This is a genomic window from Methylobacterium sp. J-072 (assembly GCF_022829425.1).
In the GTDB taxonomy this organism is placed as follows: Bacteria; Pseudomonadota; Alphaproteobacteria; order Rhizobiales; family Beijerinckiaceae; genus Methylobacterium.
Map to the genome: position 1 here is coordinate 35,087 of NZ_JAKSYK010000168.1, position 21,474 is coordinate 56,560.

The 21,474-nt window shown below is 67.2% G+C and carries 17 protein-coding genes and 1 pseudogene; 7 read left to right on the plus strand and 11 right to left on the minus strand.

Going from position 1 to position 21,474, the window contains the following annotated elements; genetic code table 11:
• Positions 1–84: 84 nt before the first annotated feature.
• Positions 85–876: a flagellar hook basal-body protein gene (locus MKK67_RS19170; protein WP_243968250.1), complete on the plus strand. Its 792-nt coding sequence runs from the start codon at positions 85–87 to the stop codon at positions 874–876.
• A 16-nt stretch (positions 877–892) separates the two neighbouring features.
• Here the strand turns inward: MKK67_RS19170 and MKK67_RS19175 are convergent, their stop codons facing one another.
• The 3 genes from MKK67_RS19175 to MKK67_RS19185 all read right to left on the minus strand — a co-directional run bounded on the left by MKK67_RS19175 (position 893) and on the right by MKK67_RS19185 (position 7,051).
• Entirely contained in the window at positions 893–2,428 is a 1,536-nt protein-coding gene (locus tag MKK67_RS19175; protein WP_409568421.1) for an efflux transporter outer membrane subunit, read from the minus strand.
• 143 nt (positions 2,429–2,571) lie between these two features.
• A complete protein-coding gene (locus MKK67_RS19180; protein WP_243968268.1) occupies positions 2,572–5,721 on the minus strand; it encodes an efflux RND transporter permease subunit in 3,150 nt (1,049 codons plus the stop codon).
• A gap of 16 nt (positions 5,722–5,737) precedes the next feature.
• Positions 5,738–7,051, minus strand: a complete 1,314-nt coding sequence (locus MKK67_RS19185; RefSeq protein ID WP_243968279.1) for an efflux RND transporter periplasmic adaptor subunit — start codon at positions 7,049–7,051, stop codon at positions 5,738–5,740.
• Positions 7,052–7,349: 298 nt separating this feature from the next.
• Between MKK67_RS19185 and MKK67_RS19190 the strand changes: the two genes are divergently transcribed.
• From MKK67_RS19190 to MKK67_RS19205, 4 genes are all read left to right on the plus strand, one after another.
• A complete protein-coding gene (locus MKK67_RS19190; protein WP_243968281.1) occupies positions 7,350–8,351 on the plus strand; it encodes a CobW family GTP-binding protein in 1,002 nt (333 codons plus the stop codon).
• 165 nt (positions 8,352–8,516) lie between these two features.
• Entirely contained in the window at positions 8,517–8,999 is a 483-nt protein-coding gene (locus MKK67_RS19195; RefSeq protein WP_243968283.1) for a hypothetical protein, read from the plus strand.
• A 97-nt stretch (positions 9,000–9,096) separates the two neighbouring features.
• On the plus strand, positions 9,097–10,356 hold the full coding sequence (locus MKK67_RS19200) for an O-antigen ligase family protein (protein ID WP_243968285.1): 1,260 nt from the start codon (positions 9,097–9,099) through the stop codon (positions 10,354–10,356).
• Between the two features lie 80 nt (positions 10,357–10,436).
• On the plus strand, positions 10,437–13,763 hold the full coding sequence (locus MKK67_RS19205) for a GAF domain-containing hybrid sensor histidine kinase/response regulator (RefSeq protein WP_243968293.1): 3,327 nt from the start codon (positions 10,437–10,439) through the stop codon (positions 13,761–13,763).
• A gap of 7 nt (positions 13,764–13,770) precedes the next feature.
• Here the strand turns inward: MKK67_RS19205 and MKK67_RS19210 are convergent, their stop codons facing one another.
• The 7 genes from MKK67_RS19210 to MKK67_RS19240 form a co-directional block, all read right to left on the minus strand.
• Entirely contained in the window at positions 13,771–14,079 is a 309-nt protein-coding gene (locus MKK67_RS19210) for a hypothetical protein (protein ID WP_243968295.1), read from the minus strand.
• Entirely contained in the window at positions 14,076–14,387 is a 312-nt protein-coding gene (locus MKK67_RS19215) for an EthD family reductase (protein ID WP_243968297.1), read from the minus strand. Before MKK67_RS19215 ends, MKK67_RS19210 begins: the two co-directional genes overlap by 4 nt.
• A gap of 405 nt (positions 14,388–14,792) precedes the next feature.
• Positions 14,793–15,074, minus strand: coding sequence for an addiction module antidote protein (locus tag MKK67_RS19220; RefSeq protein WP_243968299.1), 282 nt, complete (start codon positions 15,072–15,074; stop codon positions 14,793–14,795).
• A 2-nt stretch (positions 15,075–15,076) separates the two neighbouring features.
• Positions 15,077–15,367 (minus strand): type II toxin-antitoxin system RelE/ParE family toxin, encoded by a 291-nt coding sequence (locus tag MKK67_RS19225; RefSeq protein ID WP_243968300.1) that lies wholly within the window; start codon positions 15,365–15,367, stop codon positions 15,077–15,079.
• Positions 15,368–15,511: 144 nt separating this feature from the next.
• Positions 15,512–16,843 carry an NAD(P)/FAD-dependent oxidoreductase gene (locus MKK67_RS19230; protein ID WP_243968301.1) on the minus strand — a complete coding sequence of 444 codons (1,332 nt, stop codon included), beginning with the start codon at positions 16,841–16,843 and terminating at the stop codon, positions 15,512–15,514.
• A gap of 181 nt (positions 16,844–17,024) precedes the next feature.
• Positions 17,025–17,672: a maleylacetoacetate isomerase gene (maiA, locus tag MKK67_RS19235; protein ID WP_243968302.1), complete on the minus strand. Its 648-nt coding sequence runs from the start codon at positions 17,670–17,672 to the stop codon at positions 17,025–17,027.
• Between the two features lie 105 nt (positions 17,673–17,777).
• Positions 17,778–18,695 (minus strand): aspartate/glutamate racemase family protein, encoded by a 918-nt coding sequence (locus MKK67_RS19240; protein WP_279601716.1) that lies wholly within the window; start codon positions 18,693–18,695, stop codon positions 17,778–17,780.
• 879 nt (positions 18,696–19,574) lie between these two features.
• On the opposite strand from MKK67_RS19240, the gene moaB reads away from it, so the two are divergent.
• The gene (gene moaB, locus MKK67_RS19245; RefSeq protein WP_243968307.1) at positions 19,575–20,132 is read left to right on the plus strand and encodes a molybdenum cofactor biosynthesis protein B; all 558 of its coding nucleotides are present in this window, start codon (positions 19,575–19,577) and stop codon (positions 20,130–20,132) included.
• 185 nt (positions 20,133–20,317) lie between these two features.
• Here moaB and MKK67_RS19250 read toward each other — a convergent pair whose 3' ends face one another.
• Positions 20,318–21,250 carry a phosphatase PAP2 family protein gene (locus MKK67_RS19250; RefSeq protein WP_243968310.1) on the minus strand — a complete coding sequence of 311 codons (933 nt, stop codon included), beginning with the start codon at positions 21,248–21,250 and terminating at the stop codon, positions 20,318–20,320.
• Between the two features lie 136 nt (positions 21,251–21,386).
• Between MKK67_RS19250 and MKK67_RS19255 the strand changes: the two are divergent.
• Positions 21,387–21,474 (plus strand): annotated as a pseudogene (locus MKK67_RS19255) (IS5/IS1182 family transposase); the annotation flags it as partial.

Below are 21,474 nucleotides of genomic sequence, written 5' to 3' on the forward strand. Positions count from 1 at the left end.
GACACACCGCCGATTAACCCTGCTGCGCGTCTATAGGCCCGTCTAGGATCGGTTTTTGGGCCGGTCTCGGGAATGGAGACCCCGATGAGCCTTTACGACGCGCTTTCAAACTCGATCTCCGGCGCGTCGGCACAGTCCTACGCCCTCAACAACATCTCCGGGAATATCGCCAACACCCAGACGGCGGGGTTCAAGACCACGGAGACGAGCTTCGCCGACATGCTGGCTCAGACGTCGGCCAAAGCGCAGACGAGCGGCGGCGTCTCGACCAGCACCCGCGACACCCTTGGGATCCAGGGGACGGTCCAGTCCACCGGGGTCGCGACCAACCTCGCCATCTCGGGCAACGGCTACTTCGTGGTCCGGTCGAACACTGGCACGCCGGAGAGCCCGAGCTTCACGGGCGAGACCGCCTATACCCGGCGCGGCGATTTTTCCCCGGATTCGAGCGGCTACCTGGTCAACGGCGCGGGCTATTACCTGTTCGCCGGTCCCTCGGCGACCGCGCCGGTCCAGGTCCCCACCGGGGCGGACACCCTGGCGAGCCTGACGGTCTCGCCCGCGGGCACTCTCACCGGCACGGGCGCGGATGGCAGCACGCAGCCGCTCGGTTCGCTGACGCTGGCGCAGTTCGGCGGCCAGGACAACCTGACCTCCCTCGACGGCGGCACCTACGTAGCCAACGGCCGGTCCGGCGCGCCGAGCTTCGGGTTCGCCGGCGCGACCATCGCGGCTGGTTCGGTTGAGCAGTCGAATGCCGGCATCTCGGACCAGTTCTCCAAGATGATCGAGACCCAGCAGGCCTACACGGCCAACACCAAGGTGATGAGCGCCGCCGACCAGATGCTGCAGGACGCCATCGCGATGGATGTCTGAGGCCCGAAGGCGCGCCTCACAAGAACTTCAGCGGGTCCGTCTCCGGCGGGGGTGGGGCGACGTCGTTGCGGTTCCACCAGCCGCCGCCGAGCGCCACGAACAGGGCCGCGCTGTCGCCGTACTGGGTGGCGCGGGCGCCGGCCGAGGTGACCAGCGCCGAGAGATAGCCCTGCTGGGCGATCAGCACCTGCGTCGAGGTGACGGCGCCGGCCGTGTACTGCTTGCGGATCAGCCCGAGGCTCTGGTTGGTGGCGCTGACCGCGGCATCGGCGGCGGCCACCGCCTTGGCGTCGGCCTGGAGCGCCCGCAGGGCGTCGGCGACGTTCTGGAAGGCGGTAATCACCGTCGCCTTGTACTGCGCCTGCGCCTGGGTCAGCGTCTCCTCCGCCGCCCGCTGGCGCCGGAACAGGGTGCCGGCGTCGAAGATCGGCGCGGTCGCCTGACCGATGATGGTGAAGAACGCCGCCCCAGGATTGGTCACCTGCGCGAGCCGCACGGCGCTGGAACCGCCGGTGGCGGTCAGGCTGAATTGCGGCAGGCGGTTGGCCACGGCGACGCCGATGCTGGCGCTCGCCTGCTGGACCAGGGCCTCGGCCGCCTTCACGTCGGGGCGCTGCTGCACGAGGCGCGAGGGCAGGCTCACCGGCAGCTTGGTCGGCAGGCGCAGGGCCGAGAGCTGGAAGGTCTCCGAGACCTCGTCGGACGGCAGCCGCCCGGCCAGCGCGGTGAGCAGGTTGCGCTGCTGCGCCAGCTGCTTCTCCAGGGGCGGCAGCAATTGCTGCGACAGGGCGAGCGCCGCCTGCTGCTGGACCACGTCGGCCCCGGCGATCTGCCCGAGCGAGAGCTGCTTGTTGAACAGCTGCAGCACCTCGGTCTGCGCCTGGATCACCTTGCGGGTGGCGTCGATCTGCGCCCGCAGGGCCGCCTCCTGGATGGCGGCGGCGACGACGTTGCCGGTGAGGCTGAGATAGGCCGCTTCCAACTGGAAACGCTGGTTCTCGGTGGTGGCCTCCAGGGACTCGATCTGGCGCCGGTTCCCGCCGAACACGTCGGGATTGTACGCGACCACCGCCTGCGGCGTGGAGAGGCTGTAGAGGTACCGGCTCTCGTTGTTGAGCGGCGATTGCAGGTCGAGGCCCGGCGCCAGGATGCCCTGGGCCTGCGGGGTCGCGGTCAAGCTCGGGTAGAGCGTGCCCTTCTGGGCCAGCACGTTCTGCTGCGCGATCCGGAGCGAGGCCTGCGCCGCCTCAAGGGTCGGATTGTTCGCGAGCGCCTGCTCGACCAACTGGTTGAGCGCCTTCGAGTGGAACAGGGTCCACCACTGGCCGGGGATGTCGGCGCCGGAGACGAAGCTCTGGTCCGCCGAGCCGCCCTGGCGGGTGCGGATGTTGTCGGCGGCCGACGGGTTCTTCAGCGGCTCCTTGGTGTAGCGGCCGACCGGCGGCGCCTCGGGCGGCACGTAGTTCGGGCCGACCGCGCAGGCCGACAGCGACAGCGCCGCCGCCAGGATGGCGGCCGCGCGACCGCACCGGTTCGGCGCCAACTCCACCATCATGCCCCCGAAACCCCTCCTGCGGTAGAGCGTCCCGGCGCACGGCCAAGTCAATCCGACGGCGGCGCGATCCCGCGCGCCGGACCGGCGCTGTGGTGTTCCGGTCACGTGTCGCCCCCCGGCTCGCGCCGCCCCGATCCGACTCATGCCGCGGCCCGATGCTCCGTCCGCGCCCGCGCGTTCGGGTTCGGTCGGCGCCGGGAGAACAGCGAGATCAGCACCGGCACCACCACCAGGATCAGGTTGGGCGCCAGGATGATGCCGCCGACCACCACCAGGGCCAGCGGCTTCTGCACCTGCGAGCCGATGCCCGTGGATACCGCCGCCGGCAGCAGGCCGACGCAGGCGGCCACGCAGGTCATCATCACCGGGCGCATGCGCACGATCGCGGCGTTCCACACCGCCTCCTTGCGCTGCCAGCCCTCGTCGAGGAGCTGGTTGTAGTAGGCCAGGAGGATCACGCCCTCCATGGTCGAGATGCCGAACAGCGCGATGAAGCCGATCGCCGCTGAAATCGAGAACGGCGTGCCGGTGAACGACAGGGCGAAGATGCCGCCGATCATCGCCATCGGGATCACCGAGAGCGTTAGCAGCATATCCGCCACGGACGAGAAGTTGATGAACAGCAGAAGCGCGATCAGCAGCAGGGTGACCGGCACGACCAGGCTCAGCCGGGTCGCGGCATCCTTGAGGTTGGTGAACTGCCCGACCCATTCCATCCGGTAGCCCGGGGGCAGGTCCACCGCCTCGGCGACCTTGCGCTGGGCCTCGATCACCGCGCTGCCGAGGTCGCGCCCGCGCACCGAGAACTTCACCGGGATGTAGCGCTCCTGGTCCTCGCGGTAGATGAACGAGGCGCCCGAGACGAGATCCACGTCGGCGATCTCGGAGAGCGGCACCTGGATCACGCCGCCATTGGGGTTCTGGGCGCCCACCGCGATGTTGCGGATGCCGGCGAGCGACGAGCGGTATTCCTTGGCGAGCCGCACCCGCATGGAGAAGTGGCGGTCCGAGCCGTACTCGTAGAGGTCGCCCGCGGTCTGGCCGCCGATCGCGGCCTGGATCGTGGTGTTCACGTCGCCGATCGACAGGCCGTAGCGGGCGGCCTTGTGGCGGTCGACGTCGATCCGCACGGTCGGCTGGCCGAGGGATTCGAACACCGCGAGGTCGGTGATGCCGGGCACCGTGGCGAGCGCTGCCTTGGCCGCGTTGGCGGTCTTGGTGAGCTGGGCGAGGTCGCTGCCGTAGATCTTGACCGAGTTCTCGCCCTTCACGCCCGAGGCCGCCTCCTGGACGTTGTCCTCGATATACTGTGAGAAGTTGAACTCGATCCCGGGAAACTCTGCTTCGAGCTTCTTGCTCAGGTCGTGGATCAGCGTGTCCTTGTCGAGGCCCTTGCGCCATTCGTCGATCGGCTTGAGCGGCGCCAGAATCTCGACGTTGAAGAACCCGGTGGCGTCGGTGCCGTCGTTGGGCCGGCCCTGATGCGAGATCACCGTGACGACTTCCGGGACTTCCTGGAAGATCTTGCGCAGGCGCTGGACGTAGGCGTTGCCGGCCTCCAGCGAAATCGAGGACGGCATGGTGCCGCGCACGTAGAGGTTGCCCTCCTCGAGCCGGGGCAGGAATTCCAGGCCGAGGTTCCGGGCCGCCAGCCCCGAGACCAGCAGCACCGCCAGCATGACCGAGAGCGCCAGAACCCTGTTCTTCAGGCCGAAGGCCAGGATGCGCTCGTGCCCGGCGCGCAGGACCCGCACGATCAGGGTGTCGCGCTCCTCCAGCTTCCGGGGCAGGATCAGCGCCGACAGGGCCGGCGACACCGTGAAGGTCGCGAGCAGGCCGCCGACCAGCGCGTAGGCGTAGGTCTTGGCCATCGGCCCGAAGATGTGGCCCTCGACGCCGCTCATCGTGAAGAGCGGCAGGAAGCCGAGGATGATGATGATCGCCGAGAAGAAGATCGCCCGGTTCACCTCGATGCCCGCGATGGCGATGGTGCCGAGCCGGCCCTCGAGCCCCCCGGGCGCCTCCTGACCCTTGGTATGCTCGGGCTCGGCGAGGTGGCGGAACACGTTCTCGACCATGATCACCGTGGCGTCGACGATCAGGCCGAAATCGATCGCGCCGAGCGACAGCAGGTTGGCCGAATCGCCCCGCACCACCAGGATCAGGATCGCGAAGCCGAGGGCGAACGGGATCGTGGCGGCCACGATGATCGCGCTGGTGAGCGAGCCGAGGAACAGCCACTGCACGATGAACACCAGCACCACCCCGAAGACGAGGTTGTGCATCACCGTATGGGTCGTGGTGTGGATCAGGCCCGAGCGGTCGTAAATCCGCTCGATCTTCACGTCGGGCGGCAGGATCGTCGAGTTGTTGATCTTGTCGATCTCGGCCTCGACGCGCTCCAGGGTCGGCAGACTCTGGCCGCCGCGGCTCATGAGCACGATGCCCTCGACCACGTCGGACTGGTCGTCGTGGCCGACGATGCCGAGGCGGGGGGCGTTCGACACGCGGACCTCCGCCACGTCCCGCACCAGCACCGGCGTGCCGTTGACGAGGCTGATCATCGTGTCCTTGATGTCGTCCATGTCGCGGATCAGGCCGATGCCGCGCACCACCGCGGATTGCTGGCCGACATTCAGCGTCTGGCCGCCGACATTGATCGAGGCGTTGTTCAGCGCAGTGGTCAACTGGACCAGCGTCAGGCCCTGGGCCTGCAGGCGGTTCAGGTCGACCGCGACCTCGTATTCCTTGGCCTTGCCGCCGAAGGCGGTCACGTCGGTGACCCCCGGGATCGCCTTGAACCGGCGCTGCAGCACCCAATCCTGCAGGGTCTTCATGTCCATGGGCGAGTAGCCCGCCGGGCCGACCAGCTTGTAGCGCATGATCTCGCCCACCGGGCTCGTCGGCGAGATCTGCGGCGTGGCGCCGTTGGGCAGGCTCGGAGCCTGCGACAGGCGGTTGAGCACCCGCTGCAACGCCTGTTCGTACGTGTACTCGTAGTTGAACTGGACCTTCACGTCGGACAGGCCGAACAGCGAGATCGTGCGCACCACCTGGGCGTTGGGGATGCCGGCGAGCGCCACCTCCAGGGGAATCGTGATGTAGCGCTCGATCTCGTCGGCGGACTGGCCCGGGTTCTGGGTGATCACGTCGACCAGTGGCGGCACCGGGTCGGGATAGGCCTCGATGTTGAGCTGCGTGTAGGCGCCGTAGCCGATGCCGAGCATCACCACGAACAGCAGCACCACCAGCACGCGCTGGCGCAGCGAGAAGACGATCAGGCTGTTCATCGCCCGGGATTCCCGCTCAGGACGCCTTGTCGCCGGTGGCCGCCCGGTCGATGAACAGGGCCCCCCGGGTCACGATTTGATCGCCCGCCTGCAGGCCCTCGACGACCTGGGCGTTGTCGCCGTTGATGACGCCGAGCTTGATGTCGCGCGCCTCCACGGCGCCGTCCTGGCGGGCGACCCAGACATGGGTGCGGTCGCCCTCGTACACGATCGCGGCCACCGGTACGCTCGGGCTCGGCTCGCCCTTGCCGGTGATGATCGTATAGGTGGCAAACATCTCCGGACGCAGCACCCGGTCCGGGTTGTCGACCTCGCTGCGCACGGCGAGGCGCCGCGTGGCCGGGTCCAGGCTCGCGGCCATGTAGTTCACCCGGGCCTTGAACACGCGCGCGCCGAAGCCCGCCACCTTCGCCTCGACTTCCTGGCCGATGCGGATCTTCGGGATCTCGCTCTCGCGCACGTTGGCGACGAGCCACACCGTGGACAGGTCGCCGATCACGAAGACCGGGTCGCTCGAAGCCGAGAGGAACTGCCCGGTGCCGACCTTGCGTTGGACGATCGTGCCGGCGATCGGCGCCCGGATCTGGGTCTCCGGGCTCAGGCGGCCGTTCTTCTCGTAGGCAGCGATCTCGGCGTCGGACTTGCCGAGCAGCCGCAGGCGGTTCTTCACAGCGTCGAGGGACGCTTCCGCGGTCTTGAGGTCGCTCTGGGCGGCGATGACGTCGTTCTGCGCGGACTGGTAATCCTTCAGCGCCACCGCGTGGGCCTGGAACAGCTCCTGCTGGCGCGCCGCGATGGTCTGGTCGAGCTTCAGCAGGGCCTGCTGCTTCTGGAGGTTGTTAAGGGCCGCCTGGTAGTCGTTCTGCGCCTGGACCATGTCGGTGGCCTCGAGCGTCAGCAGCACGTCGCCGGCTTTCACGTCGTCGCCCGCCCGGGCCAGAACCTTGGTCACCCGGCCCGCATAGGGCGAGACCACCGGCACGTTGTCGTCGTCGTTGAGCGCGATCCGCCCTTCCGCGGAGCCCTCCGGGCGGAACACCTGGGTCGCCACCGGCAGGATCTCGAAGGCGGCGCGCTGCTCCTTGGTCGGGCGGAACACCCGCTCGACGGCGCCGGCCTTCTCGACCTCGATCCCCGCATCGGGGTTGCCCGCTCCGAACAGCGCCGCGACGAGTCCCGAGGCGGCCTCGCGGGCACGGTCCGAGAACGCGAGCGCCAGGCCGCCCGCGGCCACGAGCAGCACGAGCACGATCAAGAGCCGCGGCGGGCCGCGCCTGCGCGCGGGACCGGCGCGGGTCTCGTCCTGGTCAATCGGATTGCGGGCGTCCATGCGAAAAGTCTTCTGGGGCCGGGCGAAGGAACCGGGATGGCGGACGAGGTACGATTCGCGCAAGAACTCCGTCCGCTTCAATGCGATCGGTGGCGCTTTTCTAAGGCAGCCGCCCCGCGGCGACTCAGGGGGCGTCGCGTCCCTAGAGCAAAGCTTGACTGATCCGCAATCGATTGGGAGGCCCTGGTCGCGAAACCGTGTGGCTCCGTCTTCCTTCGCCGGGATTTGTTACAATATGACAACGCTCGCGGGCCAGCAGCCCCGAGTCCATCCCGCAGATCCGATCGAAGAATCCGCCATGACCGACATGAGTTCTGCTTCCGCCCCATCGGGTTCGACCGCCGGCAAGATTCCGGTGACCGTACTCACCGGCTATCTCGGCGCCGGCAAGACCACGCTGCTCAACCGGATCCTCACGGAAAATCATGGCAAGCGCTACGCCGTGATCGTCAATGAGTTCGGCGAGATCGGCATCGACAACGACCTCGTCGTCGGCGCGGACGAGGAAGTGTTCGAGATGAACAACGGCTGCGTCTGCTGCACGGTGCGCGGCGACCTGATCCGGATCATGGACGGCTTGGTGAAGCGCCGGGGCAAGTTCGACGCGATCATCGTCGAGACCACCGGGCTCGCCGACCCGGCCCCCGTCGCCCAGACCTTCTTCGTCGACCAGGATGTCGGCGATGCCGCCCGTCTCGACGCGGTGGTGACGGTCGCTGACGCCAAGTGGCTGTCCGACCGCCTGAAGGATGCCCCGGAGGCCAAGAACCAGATCGCCTTCGCGGACGTGATCCTGCTCAACAAGAGCGACCTCGTCTCGCCGGCCGATCTCGACCGGGTCGAGGCCGAGATCCGCGGCATCAATCCGCTGGCCACGCTCCACCGCACCCAGAACTGCGCCGTGCCCCTGGAGGCCGTGCTGGAGCGCAACGCCTTCGATCTCGACCGCATCCTGGAGGTCGAGCCCGAATTCCTGGAGGAGGGCCACCACCACCATCACGATTCCGAGATCCAGTCGATCTCGGCGAAGATCGACGGCGCGGTCGATCCGGAGAAGTTCATGCCCTGGATCTCGAACCTGACCCAGGTCCAGGGGCCCGACATCCTGCGCTGCAAGGGCATCGTCGCCTTCCCGAACGAGCCCAAGCGCTTCGTCTTCCAGGGCGTGCACATGATCCTCGACGGCGATGTCCAGGGGGATTGGCGCGCGGACGAGCCCCGGGTGTCCCGGGTGGTGTTCATCGGCCGCAACCTCGACCCGGTGGCGATCCGCGAGGGATTCGAAGCCTGTCGGGTCTGACCGGGGGTCGCCTGGGTCGGCCCGAACACGCGCCGTCGGCAGCTTCGGGTTGCCGGGGGCGCCAAACGGCGTCTGTCAACGCCTGTATATCGACCGGCTACCGGAGCGATTATCCTTGAGATAGCGTATCGGATCGACTCGATACCGACCCGAGGGCTATTCGCTATGGTACGTCTGCTTCTGACCGTCGCCGCCGTGCTCGCTTGCGGTGCCGGAGCGTTCGCCACGCCGGCGGCGGCCCTGTCAGCCAAGGATTGCTCGACCAAGTATCAGGCGGCCAAGCAAGCCGGGACGCTCAACGGCCAGAAATGGAACGACTTCCGCAAGGCGGAATGCGGTGCCGATGCGTCCGGCACGACGGCCAACACGGTGCCGAACCCGGTTGCACCGGGCGCGACCAAGACCGCTGCCCCCGCTCCGGCTCCCGCGCCGGTCGCCCCGGCAGCGAGGCCACCGGCCGCCGGCACCGCTGCTTACCCGTCCGCCGTCGATCCGAAATATGCGAGCGAATCCGCCGGCAAGGCCCGGATGCATACCTGCCTCGACAGCTACAACGCGGCCAAGTCCGCCGGGACGCTGGGCGACGCGAAATGGATCCAGAAGGGCGGCGGCTACTACTCGGTCTGCAACAAGCGGCTGAAGGGCTGACGACGAGCCCGATCAGCCGCGAAGCCGATTCTCAACCATTGGATGTCATGGACATCGGTGCGGGCCTGCGTAACCGGCCCGCGGAGTCCGCGTATCCATGGCTCAAACCGCAGCGCCCGGCATCCCGGTCCCGGCAGGCTTCGCCTCCGGGATCCCGCTCCTCGCGGTCGTCCGCGGGCTGGCCAAGGCGCTGTTTGCGGCCTTCATCTTCTTCGCCTGCTTCGCGTTTTCGGAGACCTCGCCCTACGACGCGGTGGCGATCCCGACGATCCTGCTGTGGCTCTGCCTCGGCGTGCGCCTGCACCGGGGGGCGGTGCCGCTGCTGGCGCTGCTGCTGCTCTACCTGGGGGCGATCGTCATCGCCCTGTTCCCGTACCTGAACGAGGAGGTCCCGGTCACCTGGACGATCCAGCTGATCTACCTCGTGGTCACCTGCATCTTTTTCGCGATGTTCTTCTCGGAGGACACGCAGGCCCGGATGGAGCTGGCGCTCAAGGCCTACACGGTGAGCTGCGTGTTCTCGGCGGCGCTCGGCATCGTCGGCTACCTGCAATGGCTCGGGATCGAGGACCTGTTCTACAAGTACGACCGCGCCTCGGGCACCTTCCAGGACCCGAACGTGTTCGGCTCGTTCCTGACTTTGGGTGCCCTCTACCTGATGCACGGGCTGCTCACCGGCTCGGCCCGGCGCCCGCTGGTGTCGCTCGCCGGCCTGCTGATCATCATGGCCGGCATCTTCCTGTCGTTCTCCCGGGGCTCCTGGGGCGGCAGCGTCGTGGCCGTGCTGCTGATGGTCGGCTCGGTCTATGCGGGCAGCGGCTCCGTCCGGCTGCGCCGCCGCATCGTGCTCCTGACGCTGGCGACCATGGTGCTCGGTACCATCGCGGTGATCGGCCTCCTGTCGGTCGAGCACGTGCACACGATGTTCGAGACCCGGGCGGCCCTGGCCCAGGACTACGACCAGGGCGAGACCGGCCGCTTCGGCAACCAGGTCCGGGGCCTGGCGATGCTGCTGGAGCGCCCGTTCGGCATGGGGCCGATGCATTGGCGGCTGGTCTTCGGACTGGAGCCGCACAATTCCTATATCGGCTCCTTCGCCAATGGCGGCTGGCTCGGCGGCGTGGTGTTCGTCGGCCTGGTGCTGGCCACCAGCTTCGTCGGCTTCCGCCTGCTGGTGCGGCCCTCGCCGGTCCGGGCGCATGCCCAGATCGTCTGGCCGGCGCTGCTGATGTTCTTCCTGCAGGCGTTCCAGATCGACATCGAGAAATGGCGCCACGTCTACATGATGCTCGGCATGGTCTGGGCCCTCGAAGCCGCGCGGCTGCGCATGCCCCGGATCGGCGCCAGGCCCGCTTGAAACGCGGTCACAGGCGGGTCATCGCACCTGCGAGGACGCTGGCGATTGCCGAACGGCATATTCGCACCCGGAGACCATAGGTGAAAGCACACCCGGACGATGAGGCGGCGCGGCTCGCGGCCTTGGACGCCCTCGGCATCGTCGGCACGCCGACCGAGCCGCATTTCGATGCCGTGTGCCGCACCGCCCGCCGCCTGTTCGGCGTGCGCAGCGCCTTCGTTGGGTTCCTCGACGACACCCGGCAATGGCTCAAGACGCCCTGCGCCGACGTGCCGACGACGATTCCGCGGGATCAGAGTCTCTGCCAGCACACGATCCGCAGCGACGCCATGCTGATCGTGCCCGATGCCCAGGCCGATCCGCGGTTCCGCGATCTCGCCCCTGTCGCTGCCCCGGGCGGGATCCGGTTCTATGCCGGCATCCCCCTGAGCCTGGCGCCGGGGCTCCGGATCGGCACGTTCTGCCTGATCGACTCGGAGCCCCGGGACGGGCTCTCGGAGGCGGACAAGGACGCGTTCCGCGACCTCGCCGAGATCGTGATCGCCCATCTCCGGCTGTCCGAGGCCGATGTGCGGCGCAGTCACGAGATGGCGCAGGCCGCGATCCGCGAGGCCCTGATCCGGGAGCAGCACCGCGAGATCAACGCCCGGTCCGAGGCGCAGGCGGCGGCCAACCACCAGCTCACCATGGCCGAGCAGCTCGCCAGCGTCGGCAACTGGCGCGTGGACCTCGCCGACGGGCAGCCGGTCTGGTCGGAGAGCCTCTACGCGATCGCCGGCCGCGATCCCCGGGGACCGGCGCCGGCGCTCCCCGCCTTCGCGCAGATCTATCACCCCGACGACCGGGAGCGGTTGGAGGGCATCGTCACGGACGCCATCGCCCGCGGCGCGAGCTTCGATTTCGAGGCCCGGCTGCTGCGGCCCGACGGCGAGGTCCGCGACGTGGTCGTGCGCGGCGTGTGCCGCGGCAAGAACCCTGTGACCGGCCTGATCGGCGTGCTCATCGACGTGACCGAGCGGCGGCGCGCCGAGGACGAGGTCCGCCGCAGCGAGCTGCGCTATCGCGGCCTCGCCGAGACCCTGCCGCTCTTGATCTGGACCATGCGGGTCGGCGACGGACAGGCCACCTACGCCAACGCGCAGTTCCACGCCTATTACGGGCCGATCGGGCTGGACCGGGCCGAGCGCCTCGCCCGCAACCACCCGGAGGACGCCGCCGCCATGGAGGCGGCCTGGCGCGAGGCGATCGCGACCGGGATCGGCTATGGCGGCCAGTGGCGGATCCGGCGGCACGACGGCGTCTACCGGTGGCACAAGATCTCGCTGATCCCGATCTATCTCGACCCGGCCGATGGCGCCGTGGTGGAATGGCTCGGCACCGCGCTCGACGTCGACGACATCGTCACCGCCCGGCTCGCCGTCGAGGAGGCGCGCGGGCTCTTAGGGATCGCCCTCGACGCGGCCGATGCCGGCACCTGGGACTGGGACATGCGCACGGGGTTCGCCACCCTGAGCCTCGAGAGCGCGCGCATGCACGGCCTGCCCGATACCGGCCGGGCGCACACGATGGCCGCGGCAGCCTGGACGGCGCTCCTGCATCCCGAGGATGCCGGCGATGTCTGGAACGAGATCCGGCGGGCGGTGGAGACCTCCTCCGCCTTCGTCGCCGAGTTCCGGGTCGGCGAGCGCTGGATCTACGCCCGCGGGCGCACGCAGTTCGGCCCCGAGGGCCAGCCCCAGCGCATGGTCGGGCTCCATCTCGACATCACCGAGCGCAAGGCGGCCGAGGCGGCCCTGCGGGACGCGACCCGGGACGCCGAGGCGGCGCGCGCCGAAGCCGAGCGGGCCAGCGCGGCCAAGAGCGAGTTCCTGGCCGCGATGAGCCACGAGATCCGCACGCCGCTCAATGGCATCCTCGGCTATGCCGACCTGCTCCTCGACGAGAGCGCCATCCGGGACGAGGATCGGCGGCGCCTGGAGCTGATCCACAGCTCGGGGGCGGCGCTCCTCACCGTGGTCAACGACATCCTCGACTTCTCGAAGATCGAGGCCGGCGAGCTGACCCTCGACCCGGTCGGCTTCCCGCTGGCGCAGATCGTGGACGATACGGTCTCGATCGTCCGGGGCAGCGCGCTCCGGAGCGGCCTGCGGATCGAGGCGGAGATCGATCCGGCGCTTCCGAGGGTCGTGGTCGGCGACCCCGGCCGCCTGCGGCAGGTACTGCTCAACCTGCTCAACAACGCCGTGAAGTTCACCCCCGAAGGCTCCGTCACCGTCACGGTGAAGCGGGAGGGTGAGGGCGTCGCGCCGGACGGCGGCCCCGGCGACGTGGTCCGCTTCGCGGTCACCGATACCGGCATCGGCATCGCGCCGGCGCAGCAGGAGCGTCTGTTCAAGCGCTTCAGCCAAGTCGACGGCTCGATCAGCCGGCGCTTCGGCGGCACCGGCCTCGGGCTGGCGATCTCCCGGCACCTCGTCACGCTCATGGGCGGTGAGATCGGCATGGAGAGCCGCGAGGGGGAGGGCTCGACCTTCTGGTTCCGCCTGGTTCTGCCGCGCGGCACCGAGGCCGTCGACGCGCTTCGCCGCGAGGCGGCGGCCTCACCGCCCCCGCCGGTCAAGGCGGCATCCCGGGCGCTCCCGGCCGGGCCGCCGGTGCGCCTGCTCCTGGTCGAGGACGTGCCGCTCAACCAGGAACTCGCCTGCGCGGTGCTCGAATCGCATGGCTACACCGTCGAGGTGGCCGGGGATGGCGGCGAGGCGATCGCCGCCGTGGGCCTGTCGGTGGCCGAGGGGCGCCCCTACGACCTCGTGCTGATGGATGTGCAGATGCCCGGCGTCGACGGGCTCACGGCTACGCGCCGGATCCGTGCCCTTGCGCCGCCGGCCTGCGACGTCCCGATCGTGGCGATGACCGCCAACGTCCTGCCGGCGCAGGTCGCGGAACTCCGCGAGGCCGGGATGGACGACCATGTCGGCAAGCCGTTCCGCCGGGCCGACCTGTTCGCCACGATCAGCCGATGGACCGCCCCAGGCGCCCGCCGGCCGGCGCGCCAGGAGGCGCCGCTGCGGACCGCGCCGGTCGATCCCGCGGTGCTCGACGCCGGGGTGCTCACCGACATGGAGGCGAGTTTCGGCACGGATCAGGTCGGCGCTCTGCTGGATTTGCTCGCCAACGAGCTGTCCGAGCGGTTCCGGCCGAGCGAGACCGACCGCCTCCAGATTGCCCACGACGCCCACGCCATGGTGGCGGCTGCTGGGCTGCTGGGCTTTGTCGGCCTGTCGAGCCTGTGCCGCGAAGTCGAGGCCGCCGCCCATGCAGGCGCCGACCTCGTGCCGCTGATCCGCCGCCTGGAGGTGCAGCGGGCCACGACGCTGCGGGCGATCCGCCAGCTGCGGGCGGCCTGACCCGGCCCTACGGCTCCTCTTCTGCCTCCGGCAGCGGATCGCCGGTCCAAGTCGTCGCGAAGGCGGCGAGCTGGCGCGCGTCCGCGAAGGCCGCCACGGTCACGTCCCGCTCGGCCGGCATCGCCCCCGGATAGGGGGCGAGCAGGACCCGCACCCGGGCGAGGCGGCCGCCGGGGGCGTTCGCCTCGATCCAGGCCTGCGCCTCGGGGGTGAGACGCTCCGGGCCGTCGAGGGCCCGGGCGTCGGCGCGCAGCACAACCACGTAGGTGCCGAGGCTCGGATCGGCGTGCTGGACTGCCTTGACGATATCGATCACGGGTTCTCCGCGAAGTCGTTGATCTGCACCTGGGCCTGGGCCGTGGTGAAGTTCGGGATGTCGGCGAAGATCTCCTCGCCATGGGCGGACGCGGCCTTCTTGAAGGCCTCGGCCGATTCGAAGGTCAGCAGCGCCATCACCTGAAACGGCGCCGCACCGCCATCCGGGGTGCCCGCGCCCTTGACCACCTTGGCGTCGTGAAGGCCCAGAGCCGACCAGCGCTCGCGCACCAGCGGCATGTGGTGCCCGAGATAATAGGCCATGTCGAAATTCGGGCCGGCTGGGTACATTACGCTGACCAGGATCATGCCGTTATCCTCCCTGTTGCGGCCCCCCTATCGCCGGGGTGCCGGTTGAGTCTTCGCATCGTCCCGACAGGTAGGTGCCGACTTTCGGGATGAGGCATCATCAAGAACTTAGAGCATTCTCCAACGAAGTAGGCGCCGGTTCGGCTTAGAAAATGCGGCACGCGCAAACATCTGGAGCACACTTCGTCTCACCGTGAACGGCTTTTGCTCTGAGGGCGGACGGATCACGAACACGGCGCTTTGGTGCCGGCGACGGCCTCGTCCAGAGTGGTTGTCCCAAACTTCAGGCCTGCGGCCGCTTCCCACACAGTGAGCCCAGCAGTGGCAGGGGCCTCGGCCTGGTGGAGGTGTCGGGCGTGACGACGGGCCGGATCGCGGGACCCCTTTCCATGTTCAGGGGGGCGATCACGCCGCCACCGCGAGCCGCACACCGAAGGCTTTCAGGACGCGCAACAAGGTATCCAGCGTGGGATTGCCGTTGTCACTGAAGGCTTTGTACAGCGCCTCGCGGCTGATCCCCGTCTCGCGGGCCAGTGCCGACATGCCGTGCGAGCGGGCTATGGTGTTCAACGCGCCCAGCACCTCTTCCGGAGTGCCGTCCTCGAGATAGGCGTCGAGATAGGCTGCAATGTCGGCCGGGGTTTTCAGCACCTCGGCTGCATCCCAAGGCTTGGTTTCCAGGGCCATCGTCAAACCTCCCGCGCCATAGCCTTAGCCCGTTCGATGTCCCGCGCCTGCGAGCCCTTGTCGCCGCCGCACAGCAGGATCACGACGACATCGCCGCGCAGGGTGTAATAAACCCTGTACCCACGACCGAACGAGAACCGCAATTCGCTGACACCATCGCCGACGGACTTGGCATCCCCAAGGTTACCCTGTGCGATACGGTCGATTCGCTTGGTGATCCGCGCCCGCGCCTGGACATCCTTCAATGCGGTCAACCAATCGATGAATTCGACGGTGCGGAGCACTTGGAACATGTCAGGATCCGTACACAGGGACCGGCGAAATGTAAACTATAGTTCACATTTCGCCGCACGGAACCATCTTGCCGACCTGTTCGACGTCCGCGTACGGTCGTCCTCCCCGTTGCGGCCCCGTGTCGCCTGGGTGCCGGTGATTGATCAGTGCAGCTTCACCCGCGACTCGGTGCGGCGGGTGAGCGCCCGGGCGAGGGCGTCGAGCGCCGTCTTGACGCTGCCGTGGAGCGCCCGCTCGTGCATCTTGTAGAGCGAGCGGTACATCATCCGGGCGAACAGCCCGGCGATCAGCATGTTCTTGCCCCGGACGAAGCCCATCAGGCTGCCCACCGTGGAATACTCGCCCAGCGACACCAGCGAGCCGAAATCCTTGTACTTGAACGGCTTCAGGGGCTTGCCGTCGATCTTGGCCTGGATCTGGCCGATCAGATGGCTGGCCTGCTGGTGGGCGGCCTGGGCTCGGGGCGGCACCGGCGTGTCCGAGCCGGCCTCGACCAGGTAGGCGCAGTCGCCCATCGCGAAGATGTCCGGGTCGCGCGTCGTCTGCAGGGTCGGGGCGACCACCAGCTGGTTGGTCCGCGTGGTCTCGAGGCCGCCGATGCCCTGCAGGAACGGCGGCGCCTTCACGCCCGCCGCCCAGACCACCAGCTCCGACGGGATGAAGGTGCCGTCGGCGAGGTGCACGCCGTCGGCGCGCACCTCGGTCACCCGCGCCTTCACGCGGACGTCGACCCCGATCTTGTTCAGGAGCTGCATCACCTCCACCGAGAGGCGCTGCGGCACCGCCGGCAGGATCCGCTCGGCCGCCTCGACCAGGGTGATGCGGATGTCCTTGCTCGGATCGATCCGGTCGAGGCCGGTGGCGACCACGTGGCGGAAGGTCCGGTGCAGCTCGGCGGCGAGCTCGGTGCCGGTGGCGCCGGCGCCGATCACCGTGACGTGGAGCTGGCCCGGACGGACCGGCCCCGCCTGGGTGTGGGCCCTCAGGGACGCGTTGACGAGGCGCTGGTGGAAGCGCACCGCCTGGTCCTGTGTGTCGAGGGCGATGGCGTGCTCGGCGACGCCCGGCGTCCCGAAATCGTTGGTGGTCGAGCCCACCGCCATCACCAGGGTGTCGTAGGGCACCGAGCGCTCCGGCGTGACCTCACGGCCCTCGGGGTCGTGGCTCGCGGCGAGCCGAATCGTGCGCGCCTCCCGGTCGAGCCCGGTCATGCTGCCGATTCGGTAGCGGAACCCGTGCATGTGGGCGTGGTGCAGGTAATCGACGGCGTGGTGGCCGATATCGAGGCTGCCGGCCGCGACCTCGTGCAGCAGCGGCTTCCAGATATGCGTGCGGGCGCGATCGACCAGGGTGATGTGCGCCCGCTTGCCGCGCCCCAGCTTGTCGCCGAGCTTCGTCACCAACTGGAGCCCCGCGGCCCCGCCGCCGACCACGACGACGCGATGCAGGCCGGACTCGTTATCGTCGGGTACCATCGACACCCTTTCTCCCCACGGGCCGGACTTGGCGCCCCGGCCGGATTAAACGCCTCGGACGCCCGCTTGCCACATCTGCCCGCCAAGAGCACGTCCGATCCGCGCACGCCCGATCAGAGCACGCTCGATCCGCGCACGTCCCATCCGAGCACGCGCGACAGGTGCACGCACGCGGCGTGCCTCAGGCGGCGGGGGCTCCGGGCTGGCGCAGGGGATGCGCCTCCGCGACCTCCGGCAGGGCCAGGCAGGCCTCGGCGATCCGGGCGACCGTCGGGTAGGCGGCCGTGTCGACCCCGAAGATGCCGGTCCCGACCCAGAGGCTGACGAGGCACAAGTCGGCGTGGCTCACCGCGTCGCCCTGGCAGAACCGGCCGGTCCCCGGCTCGGTGGAAAGCCGGGTCTCAAGGGTCTTCAGCCCGGTCTCGAAGGCGTTGCGGAGGAAGGCCAGCATCCGCTCCCGGGGCAGCCCGTATTCCTCCATCAGGAAGGTGCGCACCCGCGGCACGTAGAGCGGGTGCGTGTCGCAGGCGACGACCTGGGCCAGCGAGCGCGCCCGGGCCCGCGCCCGGGGCTCCTCGGGCAGCAGGCGCACGCCGCCCCGCGTCTCCTCCAGGTAGTCGAGGATCGCCAGGGATTGGGTCAGCGGCGGCCCGTCGCCGTCGAACAGCGCCGGCACCGCGCCCTGCGGGTTGATCTTGCGGAATTCCGGCTTGTGCTGGTCGCCGGCATCGAGGTCGATGAAGGTCTCCTCGTAAGCGATGCCCTTCAGCTTCAGGGCGATCCGGACCCGGAAGGCGGCGGCCGAGCGCCAGTTGCCGTACATGTGCATGTGTGGGGTTCCGCCCTGCGGTGTCTTCGGCACGATTTACGCGCGCGAAGACACCGCACTTCGCCGCCGGCGGCAAGTCGCGATGGCCGATAGGTCGGCTCGCCGCTACGAGCGAGGCGACTGCTTTCCGACGGATGTCGGCGCCGAAGCGGCGGCCTTGCCCTTACCGTTGCCCTTGCCTTTGCGAGAGTAGGGGAAGGTGTCGGAATAGGGCATCTTCAACGCGATCCTCGACGGGGCGTCGGAGGCTTCGACGCGCGATTCCGCCGGCGCGGGCCGCATTGCATCGTATAACGGTAGCGTGGGCTGCACGATGTCACGGTCGGCGACACACCATCTCGCCGCCGCAGCAGCATGGAGCTTGGCCGTGTGCAGCACCGGAACCGGTTTCGGCTTGTTGAACGCCAGGGCAATTTCCGGCGAGGCGACGACGATCCCGTCGACGTTCTGCGCTTCGAAATCGGACAGGATCTGCGTATAAGTCTCGGCTTCGAGTATCGTGCCCTCGCCGTCGTAGATTCGATTGCAGATTGAGTAATCAATATTGATCCATAGGCTCTCGCTCGGAAGCACGATATCGATGCCGTGCGAGCCTTGGATGAAGTCCCGATAATAGGGGCTGCGCATCGTCACTGATGTCCCGACGAAACCGATCTTGGTCAGGGACAGGCGCCGGATCTCGTCGGCCAGTACATCGCGGAGCTGGATCACTGGCACGCCGCAATGGATCGCTTCCCGCTCCAGGGCGCAGTGAAGCGTGTCACTGGCGATCATCAGGCCGTCGATGCCCTCGCAGAGGAGGTTGGAGATGGCCTCCTCGATCCGAGGGGCGATCGAGGACCATCCGTTTTCCGACAGGAGATGAACGATCGTGTCCGGATCGAAACTCCACATCACGAGGTCTGCGGCGTGGCGGTTATCGGTTAAATCCAGAATCTCACGATTGATCATATCGTGGCATCCGATTGTCGAAGATCGGCTTAATCCTCCGAGGACGCCCAGTTTTCTCGAGGCGGCGGTCATCTTGCATTCCTCTGTTCGACGTCATCACAAGTGAGCTGCCATCCAAAGTGAATTTCACTTGGATGCGCTGGAACATGTGCGGTGCATTGATCGTTTCGGGGCGATGACGAAAGCGCTGCTTGCTAAAGGGCGGAGCCGGTGCCGGACGTAAATCTGATTGCGATCCGCGCCCGGACTACCGCCGCTCCGAGTTCGATATTTTCAATGCCGGGCCGAAGATCTGCCCTCGAGTCGGGCGTTAAACTACCTGTCGTTTCGAGGCTGTGCTGTGGCCTCGAAAGTCTTATTGGTACCTGGAAGATTGCTAACCGGGTCTGCCGACGACAGGTCGCGGCGTATTGGGCTATTGCGACGTGTTCACAATGATCCTGAGTGAAAAAAAGTCAAAGCATTTATTTCTGATCGTGTCTCTCGTAATAAGTCGGCTTAAATATCTAGGATCTTCGATATGGCATGGTCTTTGTACGGAGTGAATTCGGTAGATGATGTTTCGGGGCGACGCGATATAATTCTCGTGCCATCTTTGTTGAACGATTTTGCAGTTTCAACGTATTTCACAATTTTGTGACCGCGTGTTGGTTGTGAAATTCAGTAGATTAGTTTTATTCTAAAGAAATTTCCTCCGGAGCCGCGAGGCTCATGTTTCAAGATATCTGGGCGCCCGGTTCGGATCACATCGCCGCGGTATCCGAGACGGCGAACTCAGACCAGCCTTCAGGGAGGGTCGAGGAACCGGTCGGACGGCGTCGGAGATGCGGTCCGGTTCGGCTCCACGACCCGCCCTGTCTCCACGAGACCCGCGGCCGGGGCGATAGCCCAAGGGGCGACAAAGGAGGGCCGGCGGCCCATATCTGCGTTCTGTCCCGGAGAGCCCTCACGATGGCCGATCAGCCCGATGCCCGCCGCTTCATTCCCCTCGGGATCGCGGTGCTCACCGTCTCCGATACACGGCGGATCGCGGACGACCGCTCGGGCGACACCCTAAGCCAGCGCCTCACCGAGGCCGGCCACCGGTTGGCGGCGCGGGCGATCGTGCCGGACGAGATTCCAGCGATCCGCGCGCAGGTCGAGATGTGGCTGCGCGATCCGGCGGTCGATGTGGTGATCACCACCGGCGGCACCGGCTTCACCGGCCGCGATGTCACTCCGGAGGCACTGGAGCCGCTGTTCGAGAAGCGGATGGACGGTTTTTCCGCGGTGTTCCACCGGATCTCGTACGACAAGATCGGCACCTCGACCCTGCAATCCCGGGCCACCGCCGGGGTCGCGCAGGCGACCTACCTGTTCGTGCTGCCGGGCTCGCCGGGGGCCTGCCGGGACGCCTGGGACAGCATCCTGGCCCAGCAACTCGATTACCGGCACCGCCCCTGCAACTTCGTCGAGATCATGCCGCGGCTCGACGAGCACCTCCGGCGGGGCGCCAGCATCACGGCGTGACGGGGACGCCGCTCGGCCGGCGAGAGACTGGGTTCCAGCTGTTGCGAAGGCAGACGTTTTATGGCGCCGGATCAACACCCGCGGACGGCGGCGATGGTGGATCGGTCTTGCCTCGCTGTCCTTGCAGACCCACCGGTAGGATCGGTCCAAAGCTTCTCTCGCGCAAAACGTCCGTCTCGCAAGGGTCACGCCTCGCTGCGGATGTAGGCCCGTGAGGTCTGCAACCGCAGGGCGCTGAAGGCGTGGAAGCTGTTGTTCAACCGGATGGCCGCAGCGGCTACAGCCGCACCGGCAAAACAATCCACCAGGTAATGTCCCCCATGGGTCAGCGCGGTGACGCAGAAACCCAGGCTGATCGGGAGCACGCAGAGAAACAACCATCGGACATCCCGCGCTGCGTACAGCGCTAGAATCGCAATTGCGACGTGCATGGAGGGGAAAGAGACCAGACCGCCCGCTGCGCCGCGCCCAAACTGATGCGCGTCGCCGGAGCGGAGCGCGTACAGGCGATCCAGTGGCGTCGCGCCCGTGGCAAGCGCTGCGGTTTCGGGATCCAGCAAGGACGCTGCACCTGCTGCAGGCAAGAGCGCGCAGATGATGAAGGCGAGGAGGAAGGCGATCAAAGCCGACGTAAAGAAGCGCTCGCCCACGCGCATATCGCCGACGAGAACCAAATCTGACAACGTCAGCAAGATGATTAGGGGTGGGAACAGGTTATAGACTTCGCTCAGTACGTTGGACAGCGAGCGATGATGGCTCATCCATGTCATGAGCAAAACATAATCAAATCCGAGGGTCCGATCGACTGTGAGAAATACATCATCTCGTAATGGGAGGGCAAAAATCTGAATGCTGTAGCTTAAATTGACGGTGGCGCTCCAAGCAAAAACAAGGATCGCGAGAGCCTCCATAAAATGAAATAAGACGCTTTTTCTTATAAAATTGACAATGTAATAGATCTTTGTGATCTGCATAAGCTTAAATACTAGGTTAAATGTGAAGTATAAAAATATACCATCTTGAAGTTCAAAGATGGGCAACTGAAAGTTGTTTATTCGCGCGACCAGTGTAGCCACTGCGGTGGCCATGAAGAGCAAGATATAGGTGCGTCTACGCATGCGCGCATGGTGCTGCGCGAATCTTCAAATTGTGTTACCGTGGCATACCTAGAGTTTATATCGAACTGTTGCAGAACCCTTGGCTAAGAGCGCCTAACAGAACGGCACGGAGCGAGGCTTTCAGCGTTGGTTTAGCATGGCCAGACCGCTTCTGCCCGATGATCTCTGGGATGAGATCGCTCCGCTCCTCCCGCCGCCTCGGCCCCGTCCGAAGGGCGGGCGTC